The sequence below is a fragment of the Allobosea minatitlanensis genome, assembly GCF_964020775.1.
Genome location: NZ_OZ224509.1, coordinates 174,527 through 201,354, shown reverse-complemented (window position 1 = coordinate 201,354; position 26,828 = coordinate 174,527). Strand labels below are relative to the sequence as shown.

Here is a 26,828-nt window from a genome sequence, read left to right as displayed (position 1 = left end):
CGATGACCACCACCGCCGAAACCGACCAGTTGGAAGCCCTCTCCGGCGCCAGGCCGGGCGAGGTCGCGCATGCCGATCTCGACAATTTCGAGCACGGCTTCCCGCCCGGTTTCGGCCCCGGCGGCTGGGGCATCCTCGCCTATGTCGTCGGCCTCGCCTTCGCCGCCTTCCAGATCTTGATCTCGGCCTGGAACATCCTGCCGAGCCAGGCGGCCCGCGGCATCCATGTCGGCTTCCTGCTGCTGCTGACCTTCGGCCTGATCGCCAATTTCAAGGCGCGCAACGCGGCCGGCCGGGCTCTCGGCTGGATCCTGGGCCTCGTCGGCTTCGGCGTCGGCCTCTATCAATGGGTCTTCTACAGCGACCTGATCCTGCGCGACGGCGATCCGTCCACGATGGACCTCGTCGTCGGCACGCTGCTGATCGTGCTGATCTTCGAGGCGGCGCGCCGGCTGATGGGCAATGCCCTGCCGATCATGTGCGGAATCTGCCTGCTCTACTGGTTCTTCGGACAGTACCTGCCGGCGCCCTTCAACCATCGCGGCTACGGCTTCGACCAGATCATCGGCCATCTCTCCTATGGCACGGAGGGTTTCTACGGCACGCCGATCTACGTCTCCGCCACCTATATCTTCCTGTTCATCGTCTTCGGCTCCTTCCTCGAAAAGGCCGGGATGATCCATCTCTTCAACGACGTCTCGCTCGGCATCTTCGGCGGCACGCGCGGCGGCCCGGCCAAGGTCGCGGTGTTCTCCTCCGGCCTGATGGGCATGATCTCCGGCTCCGGCGTCGCCAATGTCGTCACCGTGGGGCAGTTCACCATCCCGCTGATGATCAAGTTCGGCTACCGGCGCGCCTTCGCCGCCGGCGTCGAGGCCACCGCCTCGATGGGCGGCCAGATCATGCCGCCGGTGATGGGCGCCGTCGCCTTCATCATGGCCGAGACGCTGGGCGTTCCTTACGCCGAGATCGTCAAGGCGGCCGCGATTCCCGCGATCCTTTATTTCGCCTCGGCCTTCTGGATGGTGCATCTGGAGGCCGGCAAATACGGGCTGAAGGGCGTCGAGCGGGCGCTGCTGCCGAGCCCGCTCAAGGCGCTGCGCGAGCGCTGGTATCTCGCCTTGCCGCTCGCCGTACTCGTCGTCATGCTGTTCCATGGCTTCACGCCGCTCTTCGCCGGCACGATGGGCCTGGCGCTCACCGTCGGGCTGCTGCTCGGCGCCGGCTTCGCCGCGGGCCTGAGCACGCAGACCCTGCGCATCGTCTTCTGGATCGGGCTCGGGCTCATTGCCGCCGCGCTCTTCCGCGAAGGGCTCGACATCCGCTATGTCGCGGGGCTGATCGCGCTGCTGGTGCTCGCCAACGCCTTCACCCTGGGCGGGCGCACGACGCTGGCGATCAGCCGCGATGCGCTCGCCGACAGCGCCAAGACGGCGCTGCCGGTCGGCATCGCCTGCGCCATCGTCGGCACCATCATCGGGCTGATGACGCAGACCGGCATCGGCACCACCTTCGGCGCCTGGATCATCGGGCTCGGCCAGTCGAGCCTGTTCCTCGCCCTGATCCTGACGATGATCCTCTCGATCCTGCTCGGCACCGGCATCCCGACGATCCCGACCTACATCATCGTCGCCGCGCTCGCCGCCCCGGCGCTGGAGAAGCTCGGCGTGCCGCTGATCGTCAGCCACATGTTCGCCTTCTACTACGGCATCATGGCCGATCTCTCGCCGCCGGTGGCGCTCGCCGCGCTCGCCGCCGCGCCGATCGCCAAGGAAAACCCCGACAAGATCGGCTGGGAGGCGATGCGCGTCGCGCTCGCCGGCTACGTCATCCCCTTCATCGCGGTCTATGCGCCGGCGCTGATGCTTCAGCCGGGCGATCCGATGGCCAATGTCATCGGCTTCTGGCCGGCGGTGATCTACGCCACCTTCAAGGCCTCGGTCGCGATCGGCCTCTTCGGCATGGTGGCGATCGGCTACCTTTTCGGGCGGCTGACGCTGATCGAGCGGGTGCTGTGCTTCGTCGCGGCGGTCATGCTTTTCGGCGAGTTCGCCTATAGCGACCCGCTCGGCTATCTGCTGGCGGCGGCGATCGTCCTGCGTCACTGGTTCGCCGCGCGCAACGCCGCGCCCGCGCCGGCATGAGCCTGTGCCTCGCGGCCGGCGCGCTCGTCGTGGCGCTGGGCCATGGCGAGATCACGCTCGGCTGGCGTCATTCGGTGCAGAAGACGCTATGGGAGGAAGTCTGGCGCGAGACGCCGAAAGGGCTCGCGCTGGTCGAGGCCCGGATCGAGGGCTCCGGCGCCGGCATGGACCCGCCCGACGGCGCGCAGTTGATCAACGGCTTCTGGCGCTGGCATCCGGACCTGCCGGCGCTGCGCGAGGTGGTGATGCGCCGCTCCGGCGCCACCGCCGACTGGCGCATCTGCATGGACGGCGCCTGCAAGCCGATGGGCGCTTACCTGCCGGCCGAGGCCGATCCGGTCACGCTGAAGATCTGCCGGTAAACGGGACCGATAGCGTGAAATCACGCCGTCATTCCGGGGCGGCCCGTAGGGCCGAGCCCGGAACCCATGAACACCGCGGCGGCCAGGGAAGGCTGTTCCGAAGGGGCGCTCAACAGGGCAGGACGGTGTTCATGGGTTCCGGGCTCATCGCTATGCGATGCCCCGGAATGACGGCGGCGTTGCGTGATCGCGCGGGCAGCTTCAGTCGACCGTGGTCAGATGTTCGATCTTCAGGACCCGGCGCATCAGATTGACCATGCCATAGGCGGCGAAGATCGAGAACACCGCCATCATGATATATTCGAATATCGTGCCGAGCTCGAACAGGCCGGCGATGGCCCAGCCGGCGGCGAGCGCAACGCCGAACAATTCGACCGCGATCAGGATGCCGAGCGAAACCACGATGGTCAGGCTGCGCCAGTTGGTGTGCCGTCCGGCCATGCTGTCCTTCCTTCGCATGCCTGCTTCCTGCAGGCACATTCCGCGCGCACCCCGTCTCGGGGCCATGCGCTCAACGCACCTAGCGGAGCCTGCCGCTCCATGCAACAAAATCGCGCCCGACTGGCGCCTTTCGGCCAGATGGGGATGGCCCGGGAGATTGCAAAGTCCTGATGATCGAGACGCCTGCCTTCGCTTCGGCCGCGGTTGCGGCGCCCCACCACCTCGCCTCCGAGGCTGGCCGCGCCATCCTGGCCGAAGGCGGCAACGCCATCGAGGCGATGGTCGCCATGGCGGCGACGATCGCGGTGGTCTATCCGCATATGAACGGCATCGGCGGCGACGGCTTCTGGCTGGTCCATGAGCCCGGCGGCCGGATGCACGGCATCGAGGCCTGCGGAGCGGCCGGGTCGCTGGCGACGATCGAGCGTTATCGCGCCAAGGGCCATAACGGCATCCCGGCGCGCGGACCCGAAGCCGCGCTGACGGTCGCGGGAGCCGTCGGCGGCTGGCGCCTCGCCCTCGACCTCGCCGCCGCGCTGGGGGGGCGCCTGCCGCCGCGCGAATTGCTGGCCGATGCGATCCGCCATGCCCGCGAGGGCTATGCCATCTCGGCGTCGGAATGCGCCGGCAAGCCCCATGAGCTGGAAGCGCTGAAAGCGGCGCCGGGCTTCCTGGAGACCTTCTGGCCGGAGGGCGAAGCGCCCAAGCCCGGCACGCGGCGCAAGATGCCGGCGCAGGCGGAGACGCTGCAGCAGCTCGCCGATGCCGGGCTCGACGATTTCTACCGCGGCGATGTCGGCCGCGAGATCGCCGCCGATCTCGAACGCCTCGGCGCCCCCGTGACCCGCGCGGATCTCGAACGCTACCGCGCCCGCTCCGTCGCGCCGCTCTCGCTCGCCCTGCCCGGCCTCACCGTCTGGAACCTGCCGCCGCCGACGCAGGGCCTCGCGGCATTGCTCATCCTCGGCCTGTTCGAGCGGCTCGGCCGGGCCGGGCTCGATTCCTTCGAGCACCATCATGGGCTGATCGAGGCGACGAAGCGCGCCCTCGCCATCCGCGACCGCCACGTCACCGACCCCGCCCATGCCGCCGGCGACCCGGCGCGCTTTCTCGGCGAGGCGGCGCTGGCGCGCGAGGCTGCGGCGATCGGCGCCGGGCGCGCCGCGCCCTGGCCGGTTCAGCAGAGCCATGGCGACACGGTCTGGATGGGCGCCATCGACGGCAGGGGCCTCGCCGTCTCCTACATCCAGTCGGTCTACTGGGAATACGGCTCGGGCTGCGTGCTGCCGGCGACCGGCATCCACTGGCAGAACCGCGGCACCTCCTTCTCGCTCGACAGGGCTTCGGCCAACCCGCTGATGCCGGGCCGCAAGCCCTTCCACACGCTGAACCCGGCCTTCGCCCGCTTCGAGGACGGGCGCATCCTCGCCTATGGCGCGATGGGCGGCGACGGCCAGCCGCAGTTCCAGGCGCAGATCCTGACGCGCTACCGCCTCGGCCAGAGCCTTGCAGATGCGGTCGACGCGCCGCGCTGGCTGTTCGGCCGGACCTGGGGCTCGGCCTCCACCGCGCTGCGGGTCGAAAGCCGCTTCGACCCCGGCCTGCTGGCGCGGCTCGCTGCGGCCGGCCACCCGGTCGAGGAGAGCGGCGCCGCCTATTCCGAGGGTTTCGGCCATGCCGGCATGCTGGTGAAGCAGGCCCGCGGCCCGGTCGAGGCGGTGCATGATCCGCGCTCGGACGGCGATGCGAGGGGGATCTGACGCGATGACCTATGACGACCCGTTCCGCTGCTTCCTGCCCTATCCGGACGCGCCGGTGCGGCACAGCCCGACCGGCGCGCTCGCGGGCCTCACCCTGGCGGTGAAGGACCTGTTCGACGTCAAGGGCTACCCGACCGGCGCCGGCTCGCCGATGGTGCTGGCGCAGTCCGGCATCAAGGCCAAGACCGCGCCGATCGTGAAGGAGCTGCTGCGCGCCGGCGCTCGTTTCGTCGGCAAGACCCATACCGACGAGCTCGCCTTCTCGCTCAACGGCAAGAACGCGCATTTCGGCGCCCCGGTGAATCCGGCCGCGCCGTCCCGCATCGCCGGCGGCTCCTCCTGCGGCTCGATGGCGGCGGTCGCCGGCCGCCTCGCCGATATCGCGCTCGGCTCCGACACGGGCGGCTCGGTCCGCGCGCCGGCGAGCTATGGCGGGCTCTTCGGCATCCGCCCGACACATGGACGGCTCTCGCTGAAGCGGGTCTGGCCGCTCGCGGCGAGCCTCGACACGCCGGGCTGGTTCGCCCGCGACGGCGAGACCTTCGCCCGCGTCGGCCATGTCCTGCTGGGCCGGGACCGGACGGAGCTGCCCGCCACGCCGCGGCTTCTCCTCGCCGAGGACATGTTCGCCCAGGCCGTGCCGGAGGCCGAGACGATCCTGCGCAACGTCGTCCAGCGCGCCCTGCCGAGCGTCGGCCAGCCGGAGAGCCTGAAGGTCGCCCGCGACATCGACGCGCTCTACTGGGCGTTCCGCTGGATCCAGGGCCGCGAGGCCTGGATCGCGGACGGCCCGATGATCGAGCGCTTCGCCCCGCCGCTCGGGCCGGGCGTCAGGGAGCGCTTCGCCTTCTCCCGGGCGGTGACGGACGCCGAATACGCCAGGGGCGAGGCGGTGCGGAAGACGTTCCGGGCGCGGCTGGCCCGGCTGCTCGGCCAGGACGGCGTATTGATCCTGCCGACGGTGCCGGACATCGCGCCCCTGGTCAGCGCCGAGGAGGCCGAGCTCGAGGACTTCCGCAACCGGGCGCTGCGACTGCTCTGCCTCGCCGGGCTCTCCGGTTTTCCGCAGGTGACGATTCCGGTCGCGCAGCGGGAAGGCGCGCCGCTCGGCCTCTCGCTGATCGGCCCGCGGGGCTCCGACAGCTCGCTGATCGCCTTCGCGCTCGCCTATGAGCACGCCACGCGGGTCAGGATCGCCTGAGAGCAGGACGAGCCGCGAAGCCGGTTCCAGCCCGGCTTCGCGCATCGGCGCGACCGCGGCCGGCCGCGCGACAGGCGACATTGGCGCCGAAACTGCTATCCTGAGCCGGCTCGATATCGAGGCCGGTGCATCGCTGTGTCCGGGGAGGCCGCCTCCGCGGGGCCGTCGATCATCAAACTGAAAAAGAACGCCGGCATGGCGTCGTCGCAACCTGGGAGAGCCCGATGAAGACGAACCTCGCGACCGGACTGCTCGCAGCCGCCCTTTTGACCGCCAACGCGGGCCTCGCCGCCGACCCGGCCCTCGACGATCTCGTCCCGAAGCTGACGCGCGCGACGCAATGGCAGCGGAAGGCGGCGGTGACGCTGCAGTTTCCGACATTCCACCCTCAGGGCATGGTCAAGGTCGGCGACGCCTTCTTCGTCTCCTCCGTCGACATCCGCAAGCAGACGAACCGTTTCCCCTCCCCTCAGAACGGCTATGACCGCGACACCGGCGAGGGCGTCGGCCATCTCTTCAAGTTTGACGCCGAAGGCCGCCTGCTGGCCGACCTCACGCTGGGCGAGGGATCGATCTACCATCCCGGCGGCATCGACTATGACGGCCGGCACATCTGGGTGCCTGTGGCCGAATACCGGCCCAACAGCCATTCGATCATCTACAAGGTCGATCCGACGACGATGAAGGCGACCGAGGTCTTCCGCTTCAAGGATCACATCGGCGGCATCGTCCACAACACCGACGACGCTTCGCTCCACGGCGTCAGTTGGGGCTCGCGGCGCTTCTACAAATGGCCGCTCGACGCCGAGGGCCGGATCACCAATGCCGATGCGGCTCCCGAGGCGCTGCGCGTCGCCAATCCGGCGCTCTACATCGACTACCAGGACTGCCATTTCATCGGCCGCGGCCGGATGCTCTGCTCCGGCCTCAACACTTACCGCACCGGCCCCGACGCCCCCCTCTTCCGGCTGGGCGGGCTCGAGATCGTCGACCTGCGCGACAACCGGCCCGTCTACCAGCTCCCGGTCGAGCTCTGGGCGCCCTCGGGCCTGCCGATGACCCAGAATCCGTTCTGGGTCGAGCCTGCGGCAGAGGGCGTGCGGGCCTATTTCATGCCGGACGACGACAAGTCGACGCTGTTCGTCTACGAGGCAGCGGCGCGCTGAGCGCTCAGCTCCCCATCCCGCCGATCCAGAGGCCGGCGAAGAGCGCGGCGCCGAGCACCGCGACGAAGGCGGCGGCGAGCAGTTCCAGCCCGGCGAGCAGCCGGACCGAGCGCAGGCTGCCGCCGCTGGCGAATTTCAGCGCCGCGAACTTGAAGAAGACAGCGAGCGCCGCCAGCGCCCCCGTCGTGATCGCCGTGCCGAGCCCCATGGCGAGCGCGGCGGCGATGCCGGCCCAGTAGAGCCCCTGCGTCGCGGCGAAGACGAGGATGATCAGCGCCCCCGCGCAGGGCCGCAAGCCGGCCGCGAGAACGACGCCGGCCATGTCGCGCCAGTCCCGGAGGCGGGCGATCTCCTGCGCATCCGGCAGGTGGACATGGTCGCAGGACGCGTCATGCGCGGCGCCGTCCTGCCCGAGCGCGGCGAAGCTGCCCGCCTTGCGCCAGAGCACCAGCAGGCCGACCAGCGCGACGAGCAGGAAGCTGCCCTGCTCGATGGCGCTGGTCGCCATGTTCATCTGCGCCGCCGTGGTGCGGAAGATCAGCGTCGCGACCGAGACGATCGCGATGGCGACGAGCGCCTGCAGGATCGCCGCCGCGAAGCTGAGCACCAGCCCGCGCCCGAGGCTGCGGTTGTCGGCGACGATGTAGCCGGAGATCACCGCCTTGCCATGGCCGGGGCCGGCCGCGTGGAAGACGCCGTAGCCGAAGGAGAGGCCGAGCAGCCCCCAGATCGCGGCGGGCGTCTGGGCGATCGCCTTCAGCGTCGCGGTGAGCTCCCGGTAGAAGCTCGACTGCCAGGCGATCAGCACCGCGCCGATGCCGGTCGTCGAGGGCAGGGCCTCGCGCGGCAGCGCGGTCCCGAACGGGTTGCGCGGCGGCGGCGGCGCCGGCGGGCTCCAGAGCGAGACGGCGAAAGCGAGCAGCGCGAGTCCGCCGGCGACGACGGCCAGGGCCAAGGCGCAGAGCAGCGCGCGGCGCACCCAGCCCGGCCCGACCGGCATCGCGCTCTCAGCCGGGTTCAGGGACATGCCACCAGCGCCCGGGTCGTGACCTCGTAGCCGCTCATGTCGGGCGTCGCGGTGATGTCCTCCTGCGCCAGCTTCTGCGCCACGTCGTCGTCGAGCTTCGGCGGGCGGTTGACCCGGACGATGCAGCCGGCCGGCGCATCGCGCGTCACCACGGCGTCCGGCGCTTCGACGATCTCGAAGGCGACGAAATAGGTCGGGTCGCCGATCTCGATGCCGAAGGAACGGCTCTTCGGCGGCGGGTTCTTCAGCGGCAGGGTGTAGGTCAGCGTCAGGATCTTGTTGTCGAAGACGAGGCCGGCCTCGTCCGGCGTGCCGAATTCCTGCTTGCGGCCATTGATCTTGGCGATGGTGAAGAACTCGACCTCGGGCAGCGAATCCATGTTCACCTTGGCGAGCTCGGCCAGCTCGTCCGGCGTCAGCTTGCCGTCGCCGTTCTTGTCGAGCCCCTGAGTGATATAGGCCGAATAGGCCTCGTCGAAGCTCCAGTGGTGGCGGATCGCCCGCACCCTGCCGTCAGGCGCGAACAGGATCTCGGCCTTGGCCTTCACCCAGACATGCGGATGCGCCTGTGCCGGCCCGGCCAGGAAGGCGCAGAGCAGGCCGATGCCCGACAGGGCCGAAAGAAGCGCGCGTCCCGTCAAGAACGGTATCCTCCACAGATCCGGGGCCGAGAGCGATACGGCCGCCGCGCGACGATCGCGCGACCGGGCCGCGAAGCCATCGCCGCGAATCGGGGCCAAATCGCGGCGCAGGCATTTCGCGCAGCCCGGCCCGCGCCGGCAAGCCTGGACCCGCGGAGAAAAACTGGAACAATGCCAATCTGATTGACCGCCACCGGCAACCATGTCAGCCTTGCTGACATATCTTGCAGCGAGACAGGTCGCGAGGCCGGATCAACCGGCCCGAGGGAACGTTGATCGGGAGGCCGGCCATGGCCGAGGCAACGCGCAGTTCCGGCGCCGGAGCGGATGGGCTCCGCCCCGTCGCGCTCGACGACAAATACGACCTGGCCAAGCGCGAGGTCTTCCTCACCGGGACCCAGGCCGTCACCCGCATGCTGCTGATGCAGCGCGAGCGCGACCGGCAGGCCGGGCTGAACACCGCCGGCTTCGTCTCGGGCTATCGCGGCTCGCCGCTCGGCGGGCTCGACCAGCAGCTCATGCGCGCCGGCAAGGCGCTGAAGGCGGCGCATATCGTCTTCCAGCCCGGGCTGAACGAGGACCTCGCCGCCACGGCGGTCTGGGGCTCGCAGCAGGCCGAATTGCAGGGCGAGGGCCGATATGACGGCGTCTTCGCGCTCTGGTACGGCAAGGGGCCGGGCGTCGACCGCTCCGGCGACGTCTTCCGCCACGGCAACATGGCCGGCACCTCGCCCCATGGCGGCGTGATCTGCCTGATGGGCGACGACCACACCGCCGAATCCTCGACCAACGCCCACCAGACCGAATTCGTCCTGGTCGACCGGATGATGCCGATCCTCAACCCGGCCGGCGTGCAAGAGATCATCGATTACGGCCTGCACGGCATCGCGCTCTCGCGCTTCGCCTCGGTCTGGGTCGGCATCAAATGCGTCAAGGACAACATCGAATCGACCGCCTCGGTCGACGGCGCGCTCGACCGCGTGAAGATCGTCACGCCGACCGATTTCGCCATGCCGCCGGGTGGTTTGAGTATCCGCCGCGAGCTCGACTTCATCGCGCAGGAGCGCCGGCTGCATATCGACAAGCGCGAGGCGGTCCTGGCCTATCTGCGCGCCAACCGGCTGAACCAGACGATCACCTCCGGCGGCCAGGCGCCGCGCCTCGGCATCATCACCGTCGGCAAATCCTATCTCGACGTCCGCCAGGCCTTCGAGGATCTCGGCCTCGACGAGGTCCGCGCCAACGATCTCGGCATCCGCCTGTTCAAGCTCGCCTGCCCCTGGCCGCTCGACCCGCAGGAGCTGAAGGATTTCGCCAAGGGCCTCGACCTCGTCATGGTCGTCGAGGAGAAGCGCTCGCTGATCGAGGTCCAGCTTCGCGAGGAGCTCTACGGCACGCCGCACCAGCCCATGATCGTCGGCAAGAAGGACGAGAACGGCGAATGGCTCTTCCCGCCCCATGGCGCGCTCGACCCCAACGACATCGCCATCGCGCTCGCCGCGCGCCTGCTGCAATACCGCGACGACCCGGCCCTCCGCGCGCGCCTGGAGGAGATCGCCAAGGCCCAGGGACGGCTCGCCGAGGCGCAGGAGATCGCGCGGCGCACGCCCTATTTCTGCTCGGGCTGCCCGCATAATACCTCGACCGTGGTGCCCGAGGGCTCGCGCGCCTATGCCGGCATCGGCTGCCATTTCATGTCGCTCTGGATGGACCGCGACACCGCCGGCTTCACCCAGATGGGCGGCGAGGGCGCCAACTGGATCGGCGAGGCGCCGTTCTCGACGCGCGGGCACGTCTTCCAGAATCTCGGCGACGGCACCTACACCCATTCCGGCTCGCTCGCGATCCGCTGGGCCGTCGCCAGCGGCGTCACCATCACCTACAAGCTGCTCTACAACGACGCCGTCGCCATGACCGGCGGCCAGCAGGCGGAAGGCCATCTCTCGCCCGACCAGATGGCCCGCCAGGTCGCGGCCGAGGGCGTGAAGCGCATCGCCGTCGTCACCGACGAACCCGGCAAATACCCCGCCACCACGCAATGGCCGGCCGGAACCACGCTGCACCACCGCGACGAGCTCGACGCCGTCCAGCGCGAGCTGGCGGCGACCTCCGGCGTCTCTCTCCTGCTCTACGACCAGACCTGCGCCACCGAGAAGCGCCGGCGCCGCAAGCGCGGCGCCTATCCCGATCCCGACAAGCGCGTGATCATCAACGAACTTGTCTGCGAGGGCTGCGGCGATTGCGGCGTGCAGTCCAACTGCGTCTCGGTGCAGCCGCTGGAAACCGAATTCGGCCGCAAGCGCCAGATCGACCAGTCGAACTGCAACAAGGATTTCTCCTGCGTGAAGGGTTTCTGCCCTTCCTTCGTCACCGTCCACGGCGCCAGGCCGAAAAAGGCCGAGCCGATGCGGCTCGATGCCGGCGCGCTCGCGGCCGGCGACATCCCCGAACCGGCCGTCCCGGCCCTCGATCGCAGCTTCGCCGTCATCGTCACCGGCGTCGGCGGCACCGGCGTCGTCACCATCGGCGCCATTCTCGGCATGGCCGCGCATCTCGAAGGCAAGGGCTGCGGCATGATCGACATGGCCGGCCTCGCCCAGAAGGGCGGCGCCGTCTTCAGCCATGTCAAGCTCGCGCCCCGGCCGGAGGACATCCACGCCATCCGCGTCGCGGCGGGACAGGCCGACCTCGTCCTCGGCTGCGACCTCACCGTCACCGGCTCGAAGAAGGTGCTCGGCGCGATCCGCCCCGCGGGCGGCACCGTCATCGTCAACACGGCCGAGAGCCTGCCGGGCGACTTCACCCGCAACGCCGATTTCTCGCTGCCGACCGAGCGGCTGAAGCGCGCCATCCTCGCTACGGCGGGGCGCGACCACACCCGTTTCCTCGACGCCACCGCCGCGGCCGTCGCCTTCCTCGGAAACGCCATCGCCGCCAACATGCTGATGCTTGGCCATGCCTGGCAGCTCGGCGCCGTGCCCTTGTCACGGGAATCGCTGCGCCGGGCGATCACGCTCAACGGCGAGGCCGTGGCGATGAATCTCGAGGCCTTCGAGCTCGGCCGCCGCGCCGCGCACGACCCCGCCGCGCTCGAGGAACTGCTGGCGCAGGCCAAGGCCCCGACGGCGGCGCGCCATCTCTCGCAGAGCCTCGACGAGATCATCGCCCGCCGCGCGGCTTTCCTCACCGCCTATCAGAACGCCGCCTATGGCGCCCGCTACCGCCACCTCGTCGCCCGCGCGCAGACGCGGGAGGCGGCCGTGACGCCGGGCCAGAGCGGGCTCAGCGAGGCCGTCGCGCGCAACCTGTTCAAGCTGATGGCCTACAAGGACGAATACGAGGTCGCGCGCCTCTACAGCGACGGCGCCTTCCGCCGGCAGGTCGCCGCGACCTTCGAGCCGGAAGGCGCGGGAGGCGGGAAGCTGCGTTTCGAGTTCCATCTGGCTCCGCCCCTGCTGGCGCGGCGCGACCCGAACACCGGCCTGCCGCGCAAGCTGAGCTTCGGGCCGTGGATGATGGGCGCCTTCGCGCTGCTGGCGAAGCTCAAGGGCCTGCGCGGCACTGTTTTCGACCCCTTCGGCCACACGCGGGAGCGCCGCACCGAACGCAAGCTGATCGCGGATTACGAAGCCCTGCTGAACGAGCTCCTGACCCGGCTGACGCCGGAGAACCACGCGCTCTGCGTCGCGCTCGCGGCGATCCCGGACAGGATCCGCGGCTTCGGCCACGTCAAGGAGCGCCATCTCGCCGCCGCCAAGGCGGAGGAGGCGGCGCTGCTCGACCGGCTGCTGAGCGGCTCCGCCGCGGCCCTGCCACAGGCGGCGGAATAGGGTGCGGCGCCCCGCGCCCTCTTTCGTCCAACTTGAGCCGGGATGCCGTCGCGGCCCATACTGCCCCGAGCAGCTCCATTGCCGGAACCACCGCCATCTCGATCGCCCCTGAAGAACTGCGCGCCATCGCCTCCTGGTCCCGCGATCTGTCGGAGGCCGAGTTCGAGGAAGCGCGGCGCGGCATCGCCTTCAAGAGCTATGGCAAAAACGCCTCGATCTGCCATGTCGGCGACCGGCTGGAATCCTGGACCGGCGTGGCCGAGGGCCTGGTCAAGATGGCGACCACCTCGAAATCGGGCAAATCGGCGACGCTGGCCGGGCTGCGCGCCGGCGCCTGGTTCGGCGAAGGCACCGTGATCAAGGCGGAACCGCGGCGCTACGAGCTGGTGGCGCTGCGCGACACCCGGCTTGCCCTGATGCGGCGGACGACCTTCCTCTGGCTGTTCGAGCATTCGGCCGCGTTCAACCGCTTCCTCGTCCACCAGTTCAACGAGCGCCTCGCCCAGTTCATTTCGCTGGCGGAGACGGAGCGTACGCTGGATTCGACCGGGCGCCTCGCCCGCAACCTCGCCTGGCTGTTCAACCCGATCCTCTATCCCGATCTCGACCGGACCCTGACGATCTCGCAGGAGGAGCTCGGCATGCTCGCCGGCATCTCGCGGCAGATGGCCAATCAGGGGCTGGCGAAACTCGCCGCGCTCGGCCTGATCGAGCTCGGCCATGGCAGCGTCACCATTCGCGACCTCGAGCGGCTGGCCCGCTACGAAGCCTAGAGCATCGGTCCGGAAAGCGGAGCGCGGTCTTCGGGAAAAGCCGATGCAAGATCACAGCGGTGGACCAAGGCGGGATGCCCGGCCGCTTGCGCAACGGCGCGACGGCACCAAATCCCGTTTCGCGCGTTGATATGGAAAGCCGCCGCGGGCGGAGGAGGATCGACCGAGATGTCCGGCCTTTTGGGAAAGATCGTGAAGCGCATCGACGACCGGCTGGCGGCCTATGCCGCACGGCAGGCGCAGATCGTCCGGCACGCCTTGGCGGCCTGGCATGAGGCGATGAAGCCGGTCAGGCCGGTCAGGGTCCGCATCCTCTCCCTGCGCGAGGCGCAACTGCACCGGCTCGCCTGGCAGAGGGCAGCCGCCCGCCACGACGGCTGAACGCCGGCCGAACGCGGCGTTCAGCTCCCTTCCGCTCCGGCCTGCTTCCTGCGCGGACCGAAGGATGCAAGGAAGAAACGTTCGATGCGCAGGCTTCTGATTGCCGCCGGCCCGGCCCTGGCCGCTTTCGCCGCGAGCCCGGCCAGCGCCGCGCCGCAGAGCGCGCCGCCGGCGGCGCTCGGCGCCACGCTGGACAAGCTGCCGGCCGCATAGGCGCGCCACCGCATGGAGCACCGGCGCGTCTATCGTCATCATGGCTCCTGCAGCCACCGGCACCATCGCCGCGGACCGCCGCACCACGCCCAGCGCCGGCACCATCACCGCGACGGAACCGGCCCGATCCGGTTTCCGAAAGCCCGCCGCCCTTCCCGGAGGGCGGGCTTTGCACATGAGCAAGCGGCGCCGGAGCGGCGAACCAAGAGGCTGAAAAGATTGAAGGAAAAGCGCTCGTTGCGCGAGAATAATTCTCCGGCGCGAACTTCGGCGGGACAATAGTCACCAAAAGGAGAATTGTCTGTCAAGCACCTCCTTGCGAAGATGCGGGGCGCCTGCAAGGCTTGCATGAGAACGAGGCCTCAACGGCCCGCATTGAAGTCGCCGCGACGGACGGCGACTCGACAGGGAGAACGCAATCGTGGCGAACGGAACCGCCGGTGAGGCGGATACCTTTCCGAAATTGCTGTTGCGCAACGCCCGCGAACGCGCCGGGCGCGTGGCCTATCGGCACAAGGATCTCGGCATCTGGCAGTCCTGGACCTGGGCCGAGGTCGCCGATCATGTCCGCAGCTTCGCCAAGGGGCTTCAGGATCTCGGGCTGAAGCGCGGCGAGAAGGTCGCGATCGTCGGCTACAACCGTCCGCGGCTCTACTGGTCGATGTGCGCGGCCCAGTGGCTCGGCGCCATCCCCGTGCCGGTCTATGCCGACAGCGTCGCCGATGAGATGGCCTATGTCCTCGACCATGCCGAAGCCGTCTTCGCCGTGGTGCAGGACCAGGAGCAGGTCGACAAGATCCTCTCCATCGCCGACCGCCTGCCGCATCTCAGGCACATGCTCTATGACGAGCCGCGGGGCCTGCGCGACTACGACCACAGCAAGCTCCACGCCATCGAGGCGGTGATGCAGGCCGGCGCCGGGGCGCTGCGGGACCCGCAGGCCGCGGCCGCGCTCCAGAGCGAGATGGAGCAGGGCCAGGGCTCCGATCTCGGGATCATCCTCTATACCTCGGGCACCACCGGGCGGCCGAAGGGCGTGATGCTCTCGCATTACAACGTCCTGATCGCCGCCGAGATCGGCTGCGGCTTCGACGGGCTCAACGACAGCGACGAGGTCATCGCCTATCTGCCGATCGCCTGGGTCGGCGACCACGTCTTCTCCTATGCGCAGGCGATGCTGGCGGGCTTCTGCGTCAACTGCCCGGAGAGCCCCGACACCGTCATCGACGACCGCCGCGAGGTCGGCACCACCTACGCCTTCGCTCCGCCGCGCGTCTTCGAGACGATGCTGACCATCACCATGGTGCGCATGGAGGATGCGGGCCGCCTGAAGCGCAGGATGTTCCACTATTTCCTCGATGTGGCGAAGCGCTATGGCGAGCAGATCCTGAACGGCGAGAGCGTGCCGCTGAAGGGCCGGCTGCTCTACAGGCTCGGCGACATCCTGGTCTACGGGCCGCTGCGCAACCGCTTCGGCCTGACCAACATCAAGGTCGGCTACACGGCGGGCGAGGCGATCGGCCCCGAGCTCTTCCGCTTCTACCGCTCGATCGGCGTCAACCTGAAGCAGCTCTACGGCCAGACCGAGGCCGGGGTCTACATCACCATGCAGCCGAACGGCGAGATCAAGGCCGACACGGTCGGCAAGCCGGCGCCGCTGGTCGAGATCCGCATCGACGACAATGGCGAGGTGCTCTACCGCTCGCCCTCGATCTTCGGCGGCTACTACAAGGACCCCGAGAAGACGGCGGAGACCATGACGGCCGACGGCTATGTCCGCTCCGGCGATGCCGGCTTCTTCGACGAGGGCGGCCACCTCAAGATCATCGACCGCGCCAAGGATGTCGGCAAGCTCGCCAGCGGCGAGCTCTTCCCGCCGAAATACATCGAGAACAAGCTGAAATTCTATCCGAACATCAAGGAGGCGGTCGCCTTCGGCCAGGGCCGCGACTACGTCACCGTCGCGCTCAACATCGACCTGACGGCGGTGGGCAACTGGGCCGAGCGCAACAACGTCGTCTACGCCTCCTATCAGGAGCTCGCCGGCCACGACCTCGTCTACGACATGATCGCCAGGCACGTCGACGAGGTGAATCGCTCGCTGGCCAACGAGCCGATGATGGGCGGCGCGCAGATCAAGCGCTTCCTCATCCTGCACAAGGAGCTCGACGCCGACGACGGCGAATTGACCCGCACCCAGAAGGTCCGCCGCGGCTTCATCGCCGAGCGCTACGCCCCGCTGGTGACGGCCCTCTATGACGGCTCGGAAGCCGCCGACATCTCGACCGAGGTCACCTTCGAGGACGGGCGCAAGGGCGTGATCTCGGCCCGCGTCAAGGTCCGCGAAGCCAGGACCTATCCCGTCGCTCAGGAGGCGCCGGCCTCGGCGAGGGCAGCATGAACGCGGAACCTATCAACGTGACCGGCACACCGATCCGCGAGAAGGGCGAGGTCCTGCTCTCGGTCGAGAACATCTCGCTGCGCTTCGGCGGCGTGAAGGCGATCACCGACGTCTCCTTCGACATCCGCAAGGGCGAGATCCGCGCCATCATCGGCCCCAACGGCGCCGGCAAGACGTCGATGCTCAACTGCATCAACGGCTTCTACCAGCCGCAGGAAGGCCGCGTCGTCTTCAAGGGCGAGCGCCGCGCCAAGATGCGCCCGCATCGCGCCGCCGCCGGCGGCATCGCCCGCACCTTCCAGAACGTCGCGCTGTTCAAGGGCATGTCGACGCTCGACAACATCATGACCGGGCGCACCCTCAAGATGCGGAAGAACTTCTTCTGGCAGGCGCTGCGCCACGGCCCGGCGATGCAAGAGGAGATCGCGCATCGCCGCGTCGTCGAGGACATCATCGACTTCCTGCAGATCGAGCACATCCGCAAGCTGCCGGTCGGCAAATTGCCCTACGGCCTGCAGAAGCGCGTCGAGCTCGGCCGCGCGCTCGCCATGGAGCCGGAGCTGCTGCTGCTCGACGAGCCGATGGCCGGCATGAACCTCGAGGAGAAGGAGGACATGTGCCGCTTCATCCTCGACGTGAACAACCAGTTCGGCACAACCATCGCTTTGATCGAGCACGATATGGGGGTGGTGATGGACCTCTCCGACCGCGTCGTCGTGCTCGAATACGGCCGCAAGATCGCCGACGGCACGCCCGACGAGGTCAAGCGCGACCAGAAGGTCATCGACGCCTATCTGGGAGTGGCGCATTGATGAGCCTCTCCGGTCTTCAAACCCATGCCGTCATCCCGGGCGAAGCGAAGCGCAGACCCGGGATCCATGCCGGAGCCTTTCCGGAAGGGCTCAGGCATGGATCCCGGATCGGCGCCACTTCGTGGCTTGTCCGGGATGACCGCGCGTTTGGGTCGAGGCGCAAGGAAGCGAACCCATGAGCGACATCGCCACCCGCCCCGCGCCGAATCTCCTCGCCAGCCCGCTGGTCAAGTTCGCCCTGGTCCTCGTCGCGATCGTCGCGGCGCTCGCCATCGGCATTCGCTTCGATTCCTCGAACACGCTCTACGCCATCTTCGTCGACCCCTTCCAGCAGATGGCGCAGGCGCCGGACCTGCTGGTGCAGACGATCTGGGAGGGCCTCGTCGCCGGCGTGCTCTATGCCCTGATCGCGCTCGGCTTCGTGCTGATCTTCAAGGCCTCGGGCGTGTTCAACTTCGCCCAGGGCATCATGGTGGTGTTCGCGGCGCTGACGCTGGTCGGCCTCTACGAGAAGGGCGTCCCGGCCTTCCTCGCCGTGATCCTGACGCTCGGCGTGATGTTCGTGCTCGCCCTCGCCATCGAGCGCGTCGTGCTCAGGCCACTGGTCAACCAGCCGGACATCATCCTGTTCATGGCGACCTTCGGCATCACCTATTTCCTGATCGGCTTCGGCGAGGCGCTGTTCGGCGGCAATCCCAAGCAGATGATCGCCGATCAGCTCTATCTGCCAAGGGGCGCGCTCGACCTGCAGATTCTCGGCGGTCTGGTCTCGCTCCAGAAGATCGACATCGCGGCGGCCGTCATCGCCTCGCTGATGATCGGACTGCTCGCCCTGTTCTTCCAATACACCCGCATCGGCCGCGCCCTGCGTGCCGTCGCCGACAGCCACAAGGCGGCGCTCTCGGTCGGCATCTCGCTCAACCAGATCTGGGTCATCGTCTGGTTCACCGCCGGCATCGTCGCGCTGATCACCGGCATCATGTGGGGCGCGCGCTCGGACGTCTCCTTCGCGCTGGAGATCGTGGCGCTGAAGGCCCTGCCCGTGCTGATCCTCGGCGGCTTCACCTCGATCCCGGGCGCCATCGTCGGCGGCCTGATCATCGGCATCGGCGAGAAGCTCGGCGAGTTCTACTGGGGGCCGCTGGTCGGCGGCGGCATCGAGAGCTGGCTCGCCTATTTCATCGCCCTGGGTTTCCTGCTGTTCCGGCCGCAGGGTCTCTTCGGCGACAAGATCATCGAACGCATCTGAGGAGCCGGACGACATGCTCTACCGCGAGGCCGGCCAGTACAAATCCAGCTATGCCGCGGACATGGCCGTCTTCCCGCTGCGGGAAGACCGGATCGGCATCGCCGTCATCCTGGCCATCGCCTTCGTCGCGATCCCCTTCTTCGGCAGCGACTTCTTCATCGCCTCGGTGATGATCCCCTTCCTCGTGCTCTCTCTGGCGGCGATCGGGCTCAACATCCTCACCGGCTATACCGGGCTGATCTCGCTCGGCACCGCCGCCTTCATGGGGGTCGGCGCCTATGCCTGCTACAAGCTGACCACGCTCTTCCCCGACGTGAACATCATCGTCCTGATCCTGCTCTCGGGGCTGTTCTCGGCCGGCATCGGCGTGCTCTTCGGCCTGCCCTCGCTGCGGATCAAGGGCTTCTATCTCGCCGTCGCGACGCTCGCCGCCCAGTTCTTCCTGCAATGGGCCTTCGTGCGCATTCCCTGGCTGTTCAACTACAACGCCTCGGGCGCCATCGAGGTGCCGCAGCGCACGCTGTTCGACATTCCGCTGACGGGCGCCTCCGCGACGCCGGAGACGCGCTATTTCGTCTGCCTCGGCCTCGTCGTGGTGCTGACCTGGTTCGCCTCGAACCTGGTCCACGGCAAGCTCGGCCGCTCCTGGATGGCGGTGCGCGACATGGACATCGCCGCCGAGCTGATGGGCATCAAGCTGCTCAACGCCAAGCTGATGGCCTTCGCCGTCTCCTCCTATTTCGCCGGCGTCGCCGGCGCGATGATGATTTTCCTCTGGTACGGCGGCGGCGAGGCGGCGGACGTGTTCTCGATCCGCCTCTCCTTCAGCATCCTGTTCATGGTCATCATCGGGGGACTCGGCTCGCTGATCGGCTCCTTCTTCGGCGCGGCCTTCCTCTCGGTGCTGCCGACGGCGCTGAAATTCGGTCTGCCGGCGCTCGGCATCCCGCTCTCGGGCGCCACCGCCGAGCATGTCACCTACATGCTGGTCGGCGGGCTGATCATCTTCTTCCTGATCGTCGAGCCGCACGGCCTCGCCCGGCTCTGGCAGATCGGCAAGCAGAAATTGCGGACATGGCCCTTCCCGTACTGAACCGGGACGGAGCCCAAGAAACGACCGGCACGACAGAAGCGCCGGCGGAAAGCAGAACGGGACGGCTGGAACCGCCCGGAGGAAACGAACGGAGAGAACCGATGACAAGCAGGAAGCTGATGAAGGGTGCGGCGCTCGGGGCCTTGCTGGCGGCGACCGCCCTCGCCGCCCCGGCCATGGCGCAGGACAGCGTCTATTTCGCCAACAACGCCTATCGCACCGGCCCGTTCTCCGGCTCCGGCATCCCGATCGGCGACGGTATGCGCGACTACATCACCATGATCAACGAGCGCGACGGCGGCGTGAACGGCGTCAAGATCGTCTATGAGGAGTGCGAGACCGGCTACGACACCAAGAAGTCGATCGAGTGCTACGAGCAGGCCAAGTCGAAGAACACGATCCTCTACTCGCCCTGGTCGACCGGCGCGACGCTGGCCGCGATCCCGCGCGCCCATGTCGACAAGATCCCGATCCTGTCGATGGCCTACGGCCTTTCGGCCTCGGCCGACGGCAACAGCTTCCCCTGGGTCTTCATCCCGCCCTTCACCTATTGGGACGGCGCCTCCGTCATGGTGAAGTACATGGCCGACCAACTCGGCGGCTTCGACAAGCTCAAGGGCAAGAAGCTCGGCCTGATCCATCTCGACGCGCCCTTCGGCAAGGAGCCGATTCCGGTGCTCGAAAGCCTCGCCAAGAAATACGGCTTCGAGCTGAAGCTCTATCCGGTGCCCGCCGCCGACATGCAGAACCAGAGCTCGCTCTGGCTCGGCATCCGCCGCGACCGGCCGGACTTCATCTACAACCAGGGCTGGGGCGCGATGAACCCGACCGCGGTGAAGGAGGCGATCAAGAACAACTTCCCGATCGGCAAGATGGTCGGCGTCTGGTGGGCCGGCGGCGACGACGACGCCCGCGCCGGCGGCGACCAGGCCAAGGGCTACAAGTCGCTGAGCTGGGCGCTGAGCGGCACCGACGCCCCGGCGCTGCAGGACATCCTCAAATACGTGGTCGACAAGGGCAAGAGCACGACGCCGAAGGACAAGGTCGGCGAGGCGCTCTACAACCGCGGCGTCTACAACTCGATGCTGGTCGTCGAGGGCATCCGCAACGCCCAGAAGATCACCGGCAAGAAGGTGATCAACGCCGAGGACATGCGCCGCGGCCTGGAATCGCTCAACCTCACCGAGGCGAAGCTGAAGGAGATCGGGCTCGGCGGCTTCGTCACGCCGACGACGATCACCTGCACCGACCATTCCGGCCACAGCAAGATGTTCGTCTCCGAATGGGACGGCAAGAAATGGACGAAGAGCACGGACTGGACCGCGCCGCTGGAGGACCAGGTCAAGCCGCTGGTCGACGCCAACGCCAAGGACTATGTCGAGAAGGCCGGCAACTGGCCGAAGCGCACCGAGCCCTGCGAGAAGTCGTCCTGATCTGACGGCAGTCGGCAGTGGGCAATCGGCAGTAGACCCTGCCGATCCCGACTGCCGACTGCCTATTGCCGACTGCCGGAGGCACCGATGTCCACCTCTACCCTCGAGAAGCCCGCCGCGACGACCACGAGCGACACCATCCTGTCGCTCAACAACATCGAGGTCATCTACGACCATGTCGTGCTGGTGCTGAAGGGCGTTTCGCTCACCGTGCCGCGCAAGGGCATCGTCGCGATCCTCGGCGCCAACGGGGCCGGCAAGACCACGACGCTGAAGGCGATCTCCAACCTGCTCAAGGCCGAGCGCGGCGAGGTCACCAAGGGCTCGATCGTCTTCGACGGCGAGCGCGTCGACACGCTTTCGCCCAACGAGCTGGTGCGGCGCGGCTGCATCCAGGTGATGGAAGGCCGCCATTGCTTCGGCCATCTCTCGATCGAGGAGAATCTGCTGACCGGCGCCTTCACCCGCCGCGACGGCAACGCCGCGATCCGGCGCGACCTCGAGAAGATCTACACGCTGTTCCCCCGCCTGAAGCAGCGGCGCTCCTCCCAGGCCGGCTACACCTCCGGCGGCGAGCAGCAGATGTGCGCCATCGGCCGGGCGATGATGTCGAACCCCAAGATGATCCTGCTCGACGAGCCCTCCATGGGGCTGGCCCCGCAGATCGTCGAGGAGATCTTCGAGATCGTCCGCCGGCTCAATGCCGATGAGGGCGTCTCCTTCCTCGTCGCCGAGCAGAACACCAACATGGCGCTGCGCTATGCCACCTATGGCTACATCATGGAGACCGGCCGCGTCGTCATGGACGGCGAGGCGAGGATGCTGCGCGAGAACGAGGACGTGAAGGAGTTCTATCTCGGCGTCGCCGAGGGCAACAAGAAGTCCTTCCGCGAGGTGAAGAGCTACAAGCGCCGCAAGCGCTGGCTGTCATAGCGGCACGCATTGTCCCTGGCCGTGCCATCCCGGGCAGGCGGCGAAGCCGCGCCGATCCGGGAGCCGTGCCGGGACATTGCCGACGAGAGTTCAGGCATGGATGCCGGGTCTGCGCTTCGCTTCGCCCCGGACGGCCACGCCGGTTTACAGGTGACCCGAGGACGCTTCCGATGACCGAGCATGACGACGCGCTCGAAACCCGCTCGCCGGCGGAGCGCGAGGCCGATCTCTTCGCGCGTTTGCCCAAGCTGCTGAAGGCGGCGATGCAGGCGCCCGCCTATGCCGAGCGGCTCGCCGGCATCGAACCGGACGCGATCACCGACCGCAAGGCGCTGGCCGGCCTGCCGGTGTTGCGCAAGGCCGATCTGCCGGCGCTGCACAAAGCGTCTCTGCCCTTCGGCGGCCTCGTGCCGGGGGCGCCGGGCAGCTTCGGCCGGCTCTTCACCTCGCCCGGGCCGATCTTCGAGCCGGAAGCGGCGGCCGGGGATGCCTGGGGCGCGTCGCGCGGCCTGCGGGCCGCCGGCTTCCGGGCCGGCGAGATCGTACTCAACACGCTGAGCTACCATCTGACGCCGGGCGGCTTCATCATGGACTCGGCCGCCCGAGCGCTGGGCTGCGCCGTCATCCCCGCCGGGCCGGGCAACACCGAGCAACAGATGGAGGTGATCGGCGCCTACCGGCCCGCCGCCTATGCCGGCACGCCCGATTTCCTCAAGATCCTGATCGAGGCGGCGGAAGCCCGCGGCGTCGACATCTCCTCGATCCGGCGCGCCGTCGTTTCCGGCGCCGCCTTCCCGCCCTCGCTCCAGGCCTGGGTCCGGGAGCGCGGCATCGACGCCTACCAGCTCTACGCCACCGCCGATCTCGGCGTCATCGCCTATGAGACCTCGGCGCGCGAAGGCATGGTGCTGAACGAGAACCTGATCGTCGAGATCGTCCGGCCCGGCACCGGCGACCCCGTGCCCGAAGGCGAGGTCGGCGAGGTCGTCGTCACCAATCTCGACCCGCACCATCCGCAGATCCGGCTCGCGGTCGGGGATCTCACCGCCGTGCTGCCGGGGCTGAGCCCCTGCGGGCGGACCAATACCCGCATCAGGGGCTGGCTCGGGCGCGCCGACCAGACCGCGAAGATCAAGGGCATGTTCGTGCGCCCGGAGCAGGTCGCCGAGATCGCCCGGCGCCACGCCGAGATCGCCAAGCTGAGGCTGGTCGTCGGCCGCGCCGACGAGACCGACACCATGACCCTCAAGGCCGAGATCTATGCCGAGCCGGCCGGCTTCGTCGACGCCGTCTCCTCGACCCTGCAGCAGGTGACCAAGCTCAAGGGCAAGGTCGAGGTGCTGCCGCTCGGCGCCCTGCCCAATGACGGCAAGGTCATCGCCGACGAACGCCCGGTGGGCTGAACATCGGGCGCCGCCCGCCGGGCCGGCGGCGGCCTCACCAGTCGACGGGCTTCTCCCCCTGCGCCGACAGCCAGGCATTCGCCCGGCTGAACGGCTTCGAGCCGAAGAAGCCGCGCCGCGCCGAGAGCGGCGAGGGATGCGCGCTGGCGATGACCAGATGCCGGCTCTCGTCGATCAGCGGCCGCTTCGCCTGCGCCGGCCCGCCCCAGAGCAGGAAGACGACATGCGGCCGCTCGCGCGAGACGGCGGCGATGATCTCGTCGCTGACCTTGCCCCAGCCGAGCCTGAGATGCGACCCCGCCTTGCTGGCTCCCTCGCGCACGGTCAGCGCCGTGTTGAGCAGCAGCACCCCCTGCGCGGCCCAGCGCGTCAGGTCGCCATCGGCCGGAGGAGGCTTTCCGAGATCCGCGGCGCGCTCCTTGTAGATGTTGACGAGCGAGCGCGGCAGCGGCGGCGGACCGACATAGGAAAAGGCCAGGCCGTTGGCATGGCCCGGGGTCGGATAGGGGTCCTGCCCGAGAATGACCGCCCGGACCGCGGCGAGCGGCGCCAGGGCCAGGGCGGCGAAGACGCGCTCGGGCGCCGGAGCGACGACATGCCCGGCCGCGCGCTCGGCGTCCACCGCCGCGCAGGCGCGGGCGGCCGGCCCGCCCGGCGCGAAGGCAGGCAATGCGCGCCAGCCTTCGGCGCCCGGCGAGGCGAGAAAGGCGGCGAGCGCCGCGACGCAGGTCACGCGGACGGCCTCACTTGATCACCGCCCGCCCCTCGACCCTGGCCTCGACCGTCCCCAGCCTGCGCAGATAGACCATCATCTCATTGGCCATCAGCTTACCGTCGGTGGCGCCGATCAGGGTCCTGCCGCGCCCGAGCGCGGCATAGCCGTCGCCGCCTTCCAGCATGAAATTGTTCGTGGCGACGGTGTATCGGCCGGCGGGATCGATCGGCGTGCCGTCGCTGAGGGAAAGCGCGACGACGCGGGAGCCGGCCGGCCGCTTCACATCCGCCTCGAAGCGCAGGCCGGCGACGACGGGAAACTTGCCGGAGCCCTGGGGCGCCGGCGAGAGCCCGTTCTCCAGCGCGTCCCTGACGTCCTTGCCGGTGATCTCGACCATCGCGGTGGCGTTGCCGAAGGGCAGTTCGTTCAGCACGTCGCGCCGCGTCAGGGTATAGCCGGCCGGATATTGCCTGTTGGCGCGGATGCCGCCGGCATTGGTGATGGCGAGCTGCGCGCCGGTCGAGGCGCGCAGCGCGTCGGCGACGAGGTTGCCGAGCGCCGTCTCCTGCGTGCGGATGACGCCGGTGCGGGAATCGAGCGGCACGGCGAGACGGGCGAGGTCGACGTCGAGCTCCTTCGACAGCTCGGCCTCGTAGCCCCTGACGATGGCGGCGACCTCCGGGTCCGGCGTCGCCGAGCGGGAATCGTTGACGCGGAAGGTCGGCGTCCAGCTCACCTGCCGCGCCGCCCCCTCGCCCTTGACCGTGGCGGCGATGTCGATGGCGGTGACGTAATTGCCCTCCTCGTTCGACTCCACCATCACCACCTTGCCGTCATAGGCGATGGCGAGGTCGTGGTCGTGCCCGGTGAGCAGGATGTCGACGATCCGCGAGCGGACGATCTCGTTGTCCGTCGCCCGGTCGGCATGGACGACGGCGACCAGGATGTCGGCGCCCTGCCCCTTCAGGGCCTTGGCCTCGCGCCTGAGCGCCTCCAGGGTCGAGGAGAATGTCAGATCGCCCGGAAACGAGATCTGCGGCGTCAGGTCGTAGGCCGTGCCGATCACGCCGACCCGGATGCCGCCGAGATCGAAGATCTGGCTGTCCCTGTGGCCGGGCAGGGGCTCGCCGTTCGCATCGCGCAGATTGGCGGCGAAGGTCGGGTAGGTCTGCGCGGCGGAGAGCTTGAGGTAGTTCTCCTTGCCGAAATCGAACTCGTGGTTGCCCGGCACGAAGACGTCGATGCCCATCCGGTTCTGCATCGCGACGATATGGGCGCCGTGGTCGAAGCCCGACATCAGCGAGGGCGAGTAGCAGTCGCCGGCATGGCAGAACAGCAGCGGCACGCCTCTGGCCCGCTCGGCTTTGGCGATGCCGGCCGCGCGGGCGAAACCGCCGCGGCCCTTGTCGTCGCTCATCTTGTAGATGTCGTTGAGCAGCAGCAGGGTGAAGCTCGGCGCCGGCTGCTGCGCCAGCGCGACCGGGGCGGTCGCGGCGAGAGTCGCAGGAGCGGCGAGGACGCCGAGGGCCTTGCGGCGGGTCAGCTTGGTCATGGCGGCCCCCTGTCCGGAACGACTCCAGACTAGCAAGAGAGCCGTCGCGCTGCCAGAGCCGTTCCGGGCCGGCGGCCGCGGTCGGCAGTGTCGCACCCCGCCTTCCGGACGGCTTCAAGGCTGGACGAAAGCGCGAACTCGTCTAAATCACGAACGCGAGACCTTTGAATTAGAGACGGATTCCCCGACCCGGTCGGCTCCGGCTCTAAGGAGAGCCTGCGCCCATGACTGCTGACATCGCCGCGGCCCCGGCCGGCCAGGCCGTTCCGCTCCCGCCGGACCATCCGAAAGCCGGTTCGGGCCGCATCGGCGTGCTGCTGATGAATCTCGGCACGCCGGAAGGCACCGGCTACTGGCCGATGCGCGCCTATCTCAAGGAGTTCCTCTCCGACCGGCGCGTGATCGAGGAGCCGCGCTGGAAATGGTGGCCGATCCTCAACCTGATCGTGCTGTCGACGCGGCCCGGCCGCAAGGGCAAGGACTACGCCACCGTCTGGAACAGGGAGCGCGACGAAGGCCCGCTCAAGACCATCACCCGCTCGCAGACCGAGCAACTCGCCGAACGGCTGAAGCCGCTCGCCGGCGACCGCATCGTCGTCGACTGGGCGATGCGCTACGGGCTGCCCAACGTGAAGAGCCGGCTCCAGGCCCTGCTCGACCAGGGCTGCGACCGCATCCTGATGGTGCCGCTCTACCCGCAATATGCCGCGCCGACCTCGGCCACCGCCTGCGACCAGGCCTTCCGCGCCCTGATGCAGATGCGCTGGCAGCCGACGGTGCGCGTCTCGCCGCCCTATCACGACGACCCGGTCTATATCGACGCGCTCGCCCGCTCGATGCGCGCCTCGCTGGCGAAGCTCGATTTCGAGCCCGAGGTCATCCTCTGCTCCTTCCACGGCATGCCCAAAGCCTATCTGCTCAAGGGCGACCCCTATTACTGCCAGTGCGTCAAGACCTGGCGGCTGCTGCGGGCCGAGCTCGGCCTTTCCGAGGAGCGCTTTCCCCTGACCTTCCAGTCCCGCTTCGGGCCGGACGAATGGCTCAAGCCTTACACCGACGAGACGGTGAAGGCGCTGGCGCTGGCCGGCCGCAAATCCATGGCGATCGTGGCGCCCGGCTTCTCGGCCGACTGCCTCGAGACGCTAGAGGAGCTCGACGGCGAGAACCGCGAGATCTTCCTGCACAATGGCGGCGAAAGATTCGCCTATCTGCCCTGCCTCAACGATTCGCCCGAAGGCATCGACGTCATCGCCGCCGTCGTCCGGCGCGAATTGATGGGCTGGATCTGAGGCGGGCCG

At 68.6% G+C, this 26,828-nt stretch carries 22 protein-coding genes; 17 read left to right on the top strand and 5 right to left on the bottom strand.

All coding sequences use genetic code 11. From position 1 onward, the window contains the following. Nucleotides 1–2 precede the first annotated feature (2 nt). Both ACWH43_RS01000 and ACWH43_RS00995 read left to right on the top strand, forming a co-directional pair. On the top strand, nt 3–2,144 hold the full coding sequence (locus tag ACWH43_RS01000) for a TRAP transporter permease (protein ID WP_158445440.1): 2,142 nt from the start codon (nt 3–5) through the stop codon (nt 2,142–2,144). Continuing rightward, the gene (locus tag ACWH43_RS00995) at nt 2,141–2,506 is read left to right on the top strand and encodes a DUF1850 domain-containing protein (protein WP_158445439.1); all 366 of its coding nucleotides are present in this window, start codon (nt 2,141–2,143) and stop codon (nt 2,504–2,506) included. Before ACWH43_RS01000 ends, ACWH43_RS00995 begins: the two co-directional genes overlap by 4 nt. A gap of 201 nt (nt 2,507–2,707) precedes the next feature. Here the strand turns inward: ACWH43_RS00995 and ACWH43_RS00990 are convergent, their stop codons facing one another. Further along, the gene (locus ACWH43_RS00990) at nt 2,708–2,947 is read right to left on the bottom strand and encodes a hypothetical protein (protein WP_158445438.1); all 240 of its coding nucleotides are present in this window, start codon (nt 2,945–2,947) and stop codon (nt 2,708–2,710) included. A 170-nt stretch (nt 2,948–3,117) separates the two neighbouring features. Between ACWH43_RS00990 and ACWH43_RS00985 the strand changes: the two genes are divergently transcribed. The 3 genes from ACWH43_RS00985 to ACWH43_RS00975 all read left to right on the top strand — a co-directional run bounded on the left by ACWH43_RS00985 (nt 3,118) and on the right by ACWH43_RS00975 (nt 7,074). Next, the gene (locus ACWH43_RS00985) at nt 3,118–4,707 is read left to right on the top strand and encodes a gamma-glutamyltransferase family protein (protein WP_158445437.1); all 1,590 of its coding nucleotides are present in this window, start codon (nt 3,118–3,120) and stop codon (nt 4,705–4,707) included. Nucleotides 4,708–4,711: 4 nt separating this feature from the next. Continuing rightward, nucleotides 4,712–5,908, top strand: coding sequence for an amidase (locus ACWH43_RS00980; protein WP_158445436.1), 1,197 nt, complete (start codon nt 4,712–4,714; stop codon nt 5,906–5,908). A 224-nt stretch (nt 5,909–6,132) separates the two neighbouring features. Beyond that, nucleotides 6,133–7,074 carry a DUF6454 family protein gene (locus tag ACWH43_RS00975; protein ID WP_158445435.1) on the top strand — a complete coding sequence of 314 codons (942 nt, stop codon included), beginning with the start codon at nt 6,133–6,135 and terminating at the stop codon, nt 7,072–7,074. Nucleotides 7,075–7,078: 4 nt separating this feature from the next. Here the strand turns inward: ACWH43_RS00975 and ACWH43_RS00970 are convergent, their stop codons facing one another. Continuing rightward, nucleotides 7,079–8,101, bottom strand: coding sequence for a nickel/cobalt transporter (locus tag ACWH43_RS00970; RefSeq protein WP_260348224.1), 1,023 nt, complete (start codon nt 8,099–8,101; stop codon nt 7,079–7,081). Further along, nucleotides 8,092–8,742: a DUF1007 family protein gene (locus ACWH43_RS00965; RefSeq protein WP_260348226.1), complete on the bottom strand. Its 651-nt coding sequence runs from the start codon at nt 8,740–8,742 to the stop codon at nt 8,092–8,094. The genes ACWH43_RS00970 and ACWH43_RS00965 overlap by 10 nt, the downstream gene beginning before the upstream one ends. Nucleotides 8,743–9,032: 290 nt before the next feature. Here ACWH43_RS00965 and ACWH43_RS00960 point away from each other — a divergent pair, with 290 nt between their 5' ends. The 11 genes from ACWH43_RS00960 to ACWH43_RS00910 all read left to right on the top strand — a co-directional run bounded on the left by ACWH43_RS00960 (nt 9,033) and on the right by ACWH43_RS00910 (nt 23,263). Beyond that, nucleotides 9,033–12,572 carry an indolepyruvate ferredoxin oxidoreductase family protein gene (locus ACWH43_RS00960; protein ID WP_158445433.1) on the top strand — a complete coding sequence of 1,180 codons (3,540 nt, stop codon included), beginning with the start codon at nt 9,033–9,035 and terminating at the stop codon, nt 12,570–12,572. Nucleotides 12,573–12,667: 95 nt separating this feature from the next. Continuing rightward, entirely contained in the window at nt 12,668–13,345 is a 678-nt protein-coding gene (locus ACWH43_RS00955; RefSeq protein WP_158445447.1) for a Crp/Fnr family transcriptional regulator, read from the top strand. A gap of 168 nt (nt 13,346–13,513) precedes the next feature. Continuing rightward, nucleotides 13,514–13,726: a hypothetical protein gene (locus tag ACWH43_RS00950; protein WP_260348228.1), complete on the top strand. Its 213-nt coding sequence runs from the start codon at nt 13,514–13,516 to the stop codon at nt 13,724–13,726. A gap of 84 nt (nt 13,727–13,810) precedes the next feature. Further along, nucleotides 13,811–13,939 carry a hypothetical protein gene (locus tag ACWH43_RS00945; protein WP_260348229.1) on the top strand — a complete coding sequence of 43 codons (129 nt, stop codon included), beginning with the start codon at nt 13,811–13,813 and terminating at the stop codon, nt 13,937–13,939. A 418-nt stretch (nt 13,940–14,357) separates the two neighbouring features. Then, nucleotides 14,358–16,340: an AMP-dependent synthetase/ligase gene (locus ACWH43_RS00940; RefSeq protein ID WP_158445431.1), complete on the top strand. Its 1,983-nt coding sequence runs from the start codon at nt 14,358–14,360 to the stop codon at nt 16,338–16,340. After that, nucleotides 16,337–17,152 (top strand): ABC transporter ATP-binding protein, encoded by an 816-nt coding sequence (locus ACWH43_RS00935; RefSeq protein WP_260348230.1) that lies wholly within the window; start codon nt 16,337–16,339, stop codon nt 17,150–17,152. Before ACWH43_RS00940 ends, ACWH43_RS00935 begins: the two co-directional genes overlap by 4 nt. A gap of 334 nt (nt 17,153–17,486) precedes the next feature. Beyond that, on the top strand, nt 17,487–18,401 hold the full coding sequence (locus ACWH43_RS00930) for a branched-chain amino acid ABC transporter permease (protein WP_158445446.1): 915 nt from the start codon (nt 17,487–17,489) through the stop codon (nt 18,399–18,401). 13 nt (nt 18,402–18,414) lie between these two features. Continuing rightward, the gene (locus ACWH43_RS00925) at nt 18,415–19,494 is read left to right on the top strand and encodes a branched-chain amino acid ABC transporter permease (protein WP_158445429.1); all 1,080 of its coding nucleotides are present in this window, start codon (nt 18,415–18,417) and stop codon (nt 19,492–19,494) included. Nucleotides 19,495–19,595: 101 nt separating this feature from the next. Beyond that, nucleotides 19,596–20,927, top strand: coding sequence for an ABC transporter substrate-binding protein (locus ACWH43_RS00920; RefSeq protein ID WP_158445428.1), 1,332 nt, complete (start codon nt 19,596–19,598; stop codon nt 20,925–20,927). Nucleotides 20,928–21,014: 87 nt separating this feature from the next. After that, on the top strand, nt 21,015–21,860 hold the full coding sequence (locus ACWH43_RS00915; RefSeq protein ID WP_158445427.1) for an ABC transporter ATP-binding protein: 846 nt from the start codon (nt 21,015–21,017) through the stop codon (nt 21,858–21,860). A gap of 170 nt (nt 21,861–22,030) precedes the next feature. Further along, nucleotides 22,031–23,263, top strand: coding sequence for a phenylacetate--CoA ligase family protein (locus ACWH43_RS00910; protein ID WP_158445426.1), 1,233 nt, complete (start codon nt 22,031–22,033; stop codon nt 23,261–23,263). A gap of 34 nt (nt 23,264–23,297) precedes the next feature. Here ACWH43_RS00910 and ung read toward each other — a convergent pair whose 3' ends face one another. Continuing rightward, nucleotides 23,298–23,996, bottom strand: a complete 699-nt coding sequence (gene ung, locus ACWH43_RS00905) for a uracil-DNA glycosylase (protein WP_158445425.1) — start codon at nt 23,994–23,996, stop codon at nt 23,298–23,300. Between the two features lie 10 nt (nt 23,997–24,006). Continuing rightward, nucleotides 24,007–25,530, bottom strand: coding sequence for a bifunctional metallophosphatase/5'-nucleotidase (locus ACWH43_RS00900; RefSeq protein WP_158445424.1), 1,524 nt, complete (start codon nt 25,528–25,530; stop codon nt 24,007–24,009). 224 nt (nt 25,531–25,754) lie between these two features. Between ACWH43_RS00900 and hemH the strand changes: the two genes are divergently transcribed. Beyond that, entirely contained in the window at nt 25,755–26,819 is a 1,065-nt protein-coding gene (gene hemH / locus ACWH43_RS00895; RefSeq protein WP_448153389.1) for a ferrochelatase, read from the top strand. Nucleotides 26,820–26,828 lie beyond the last annotated feature (9 nt).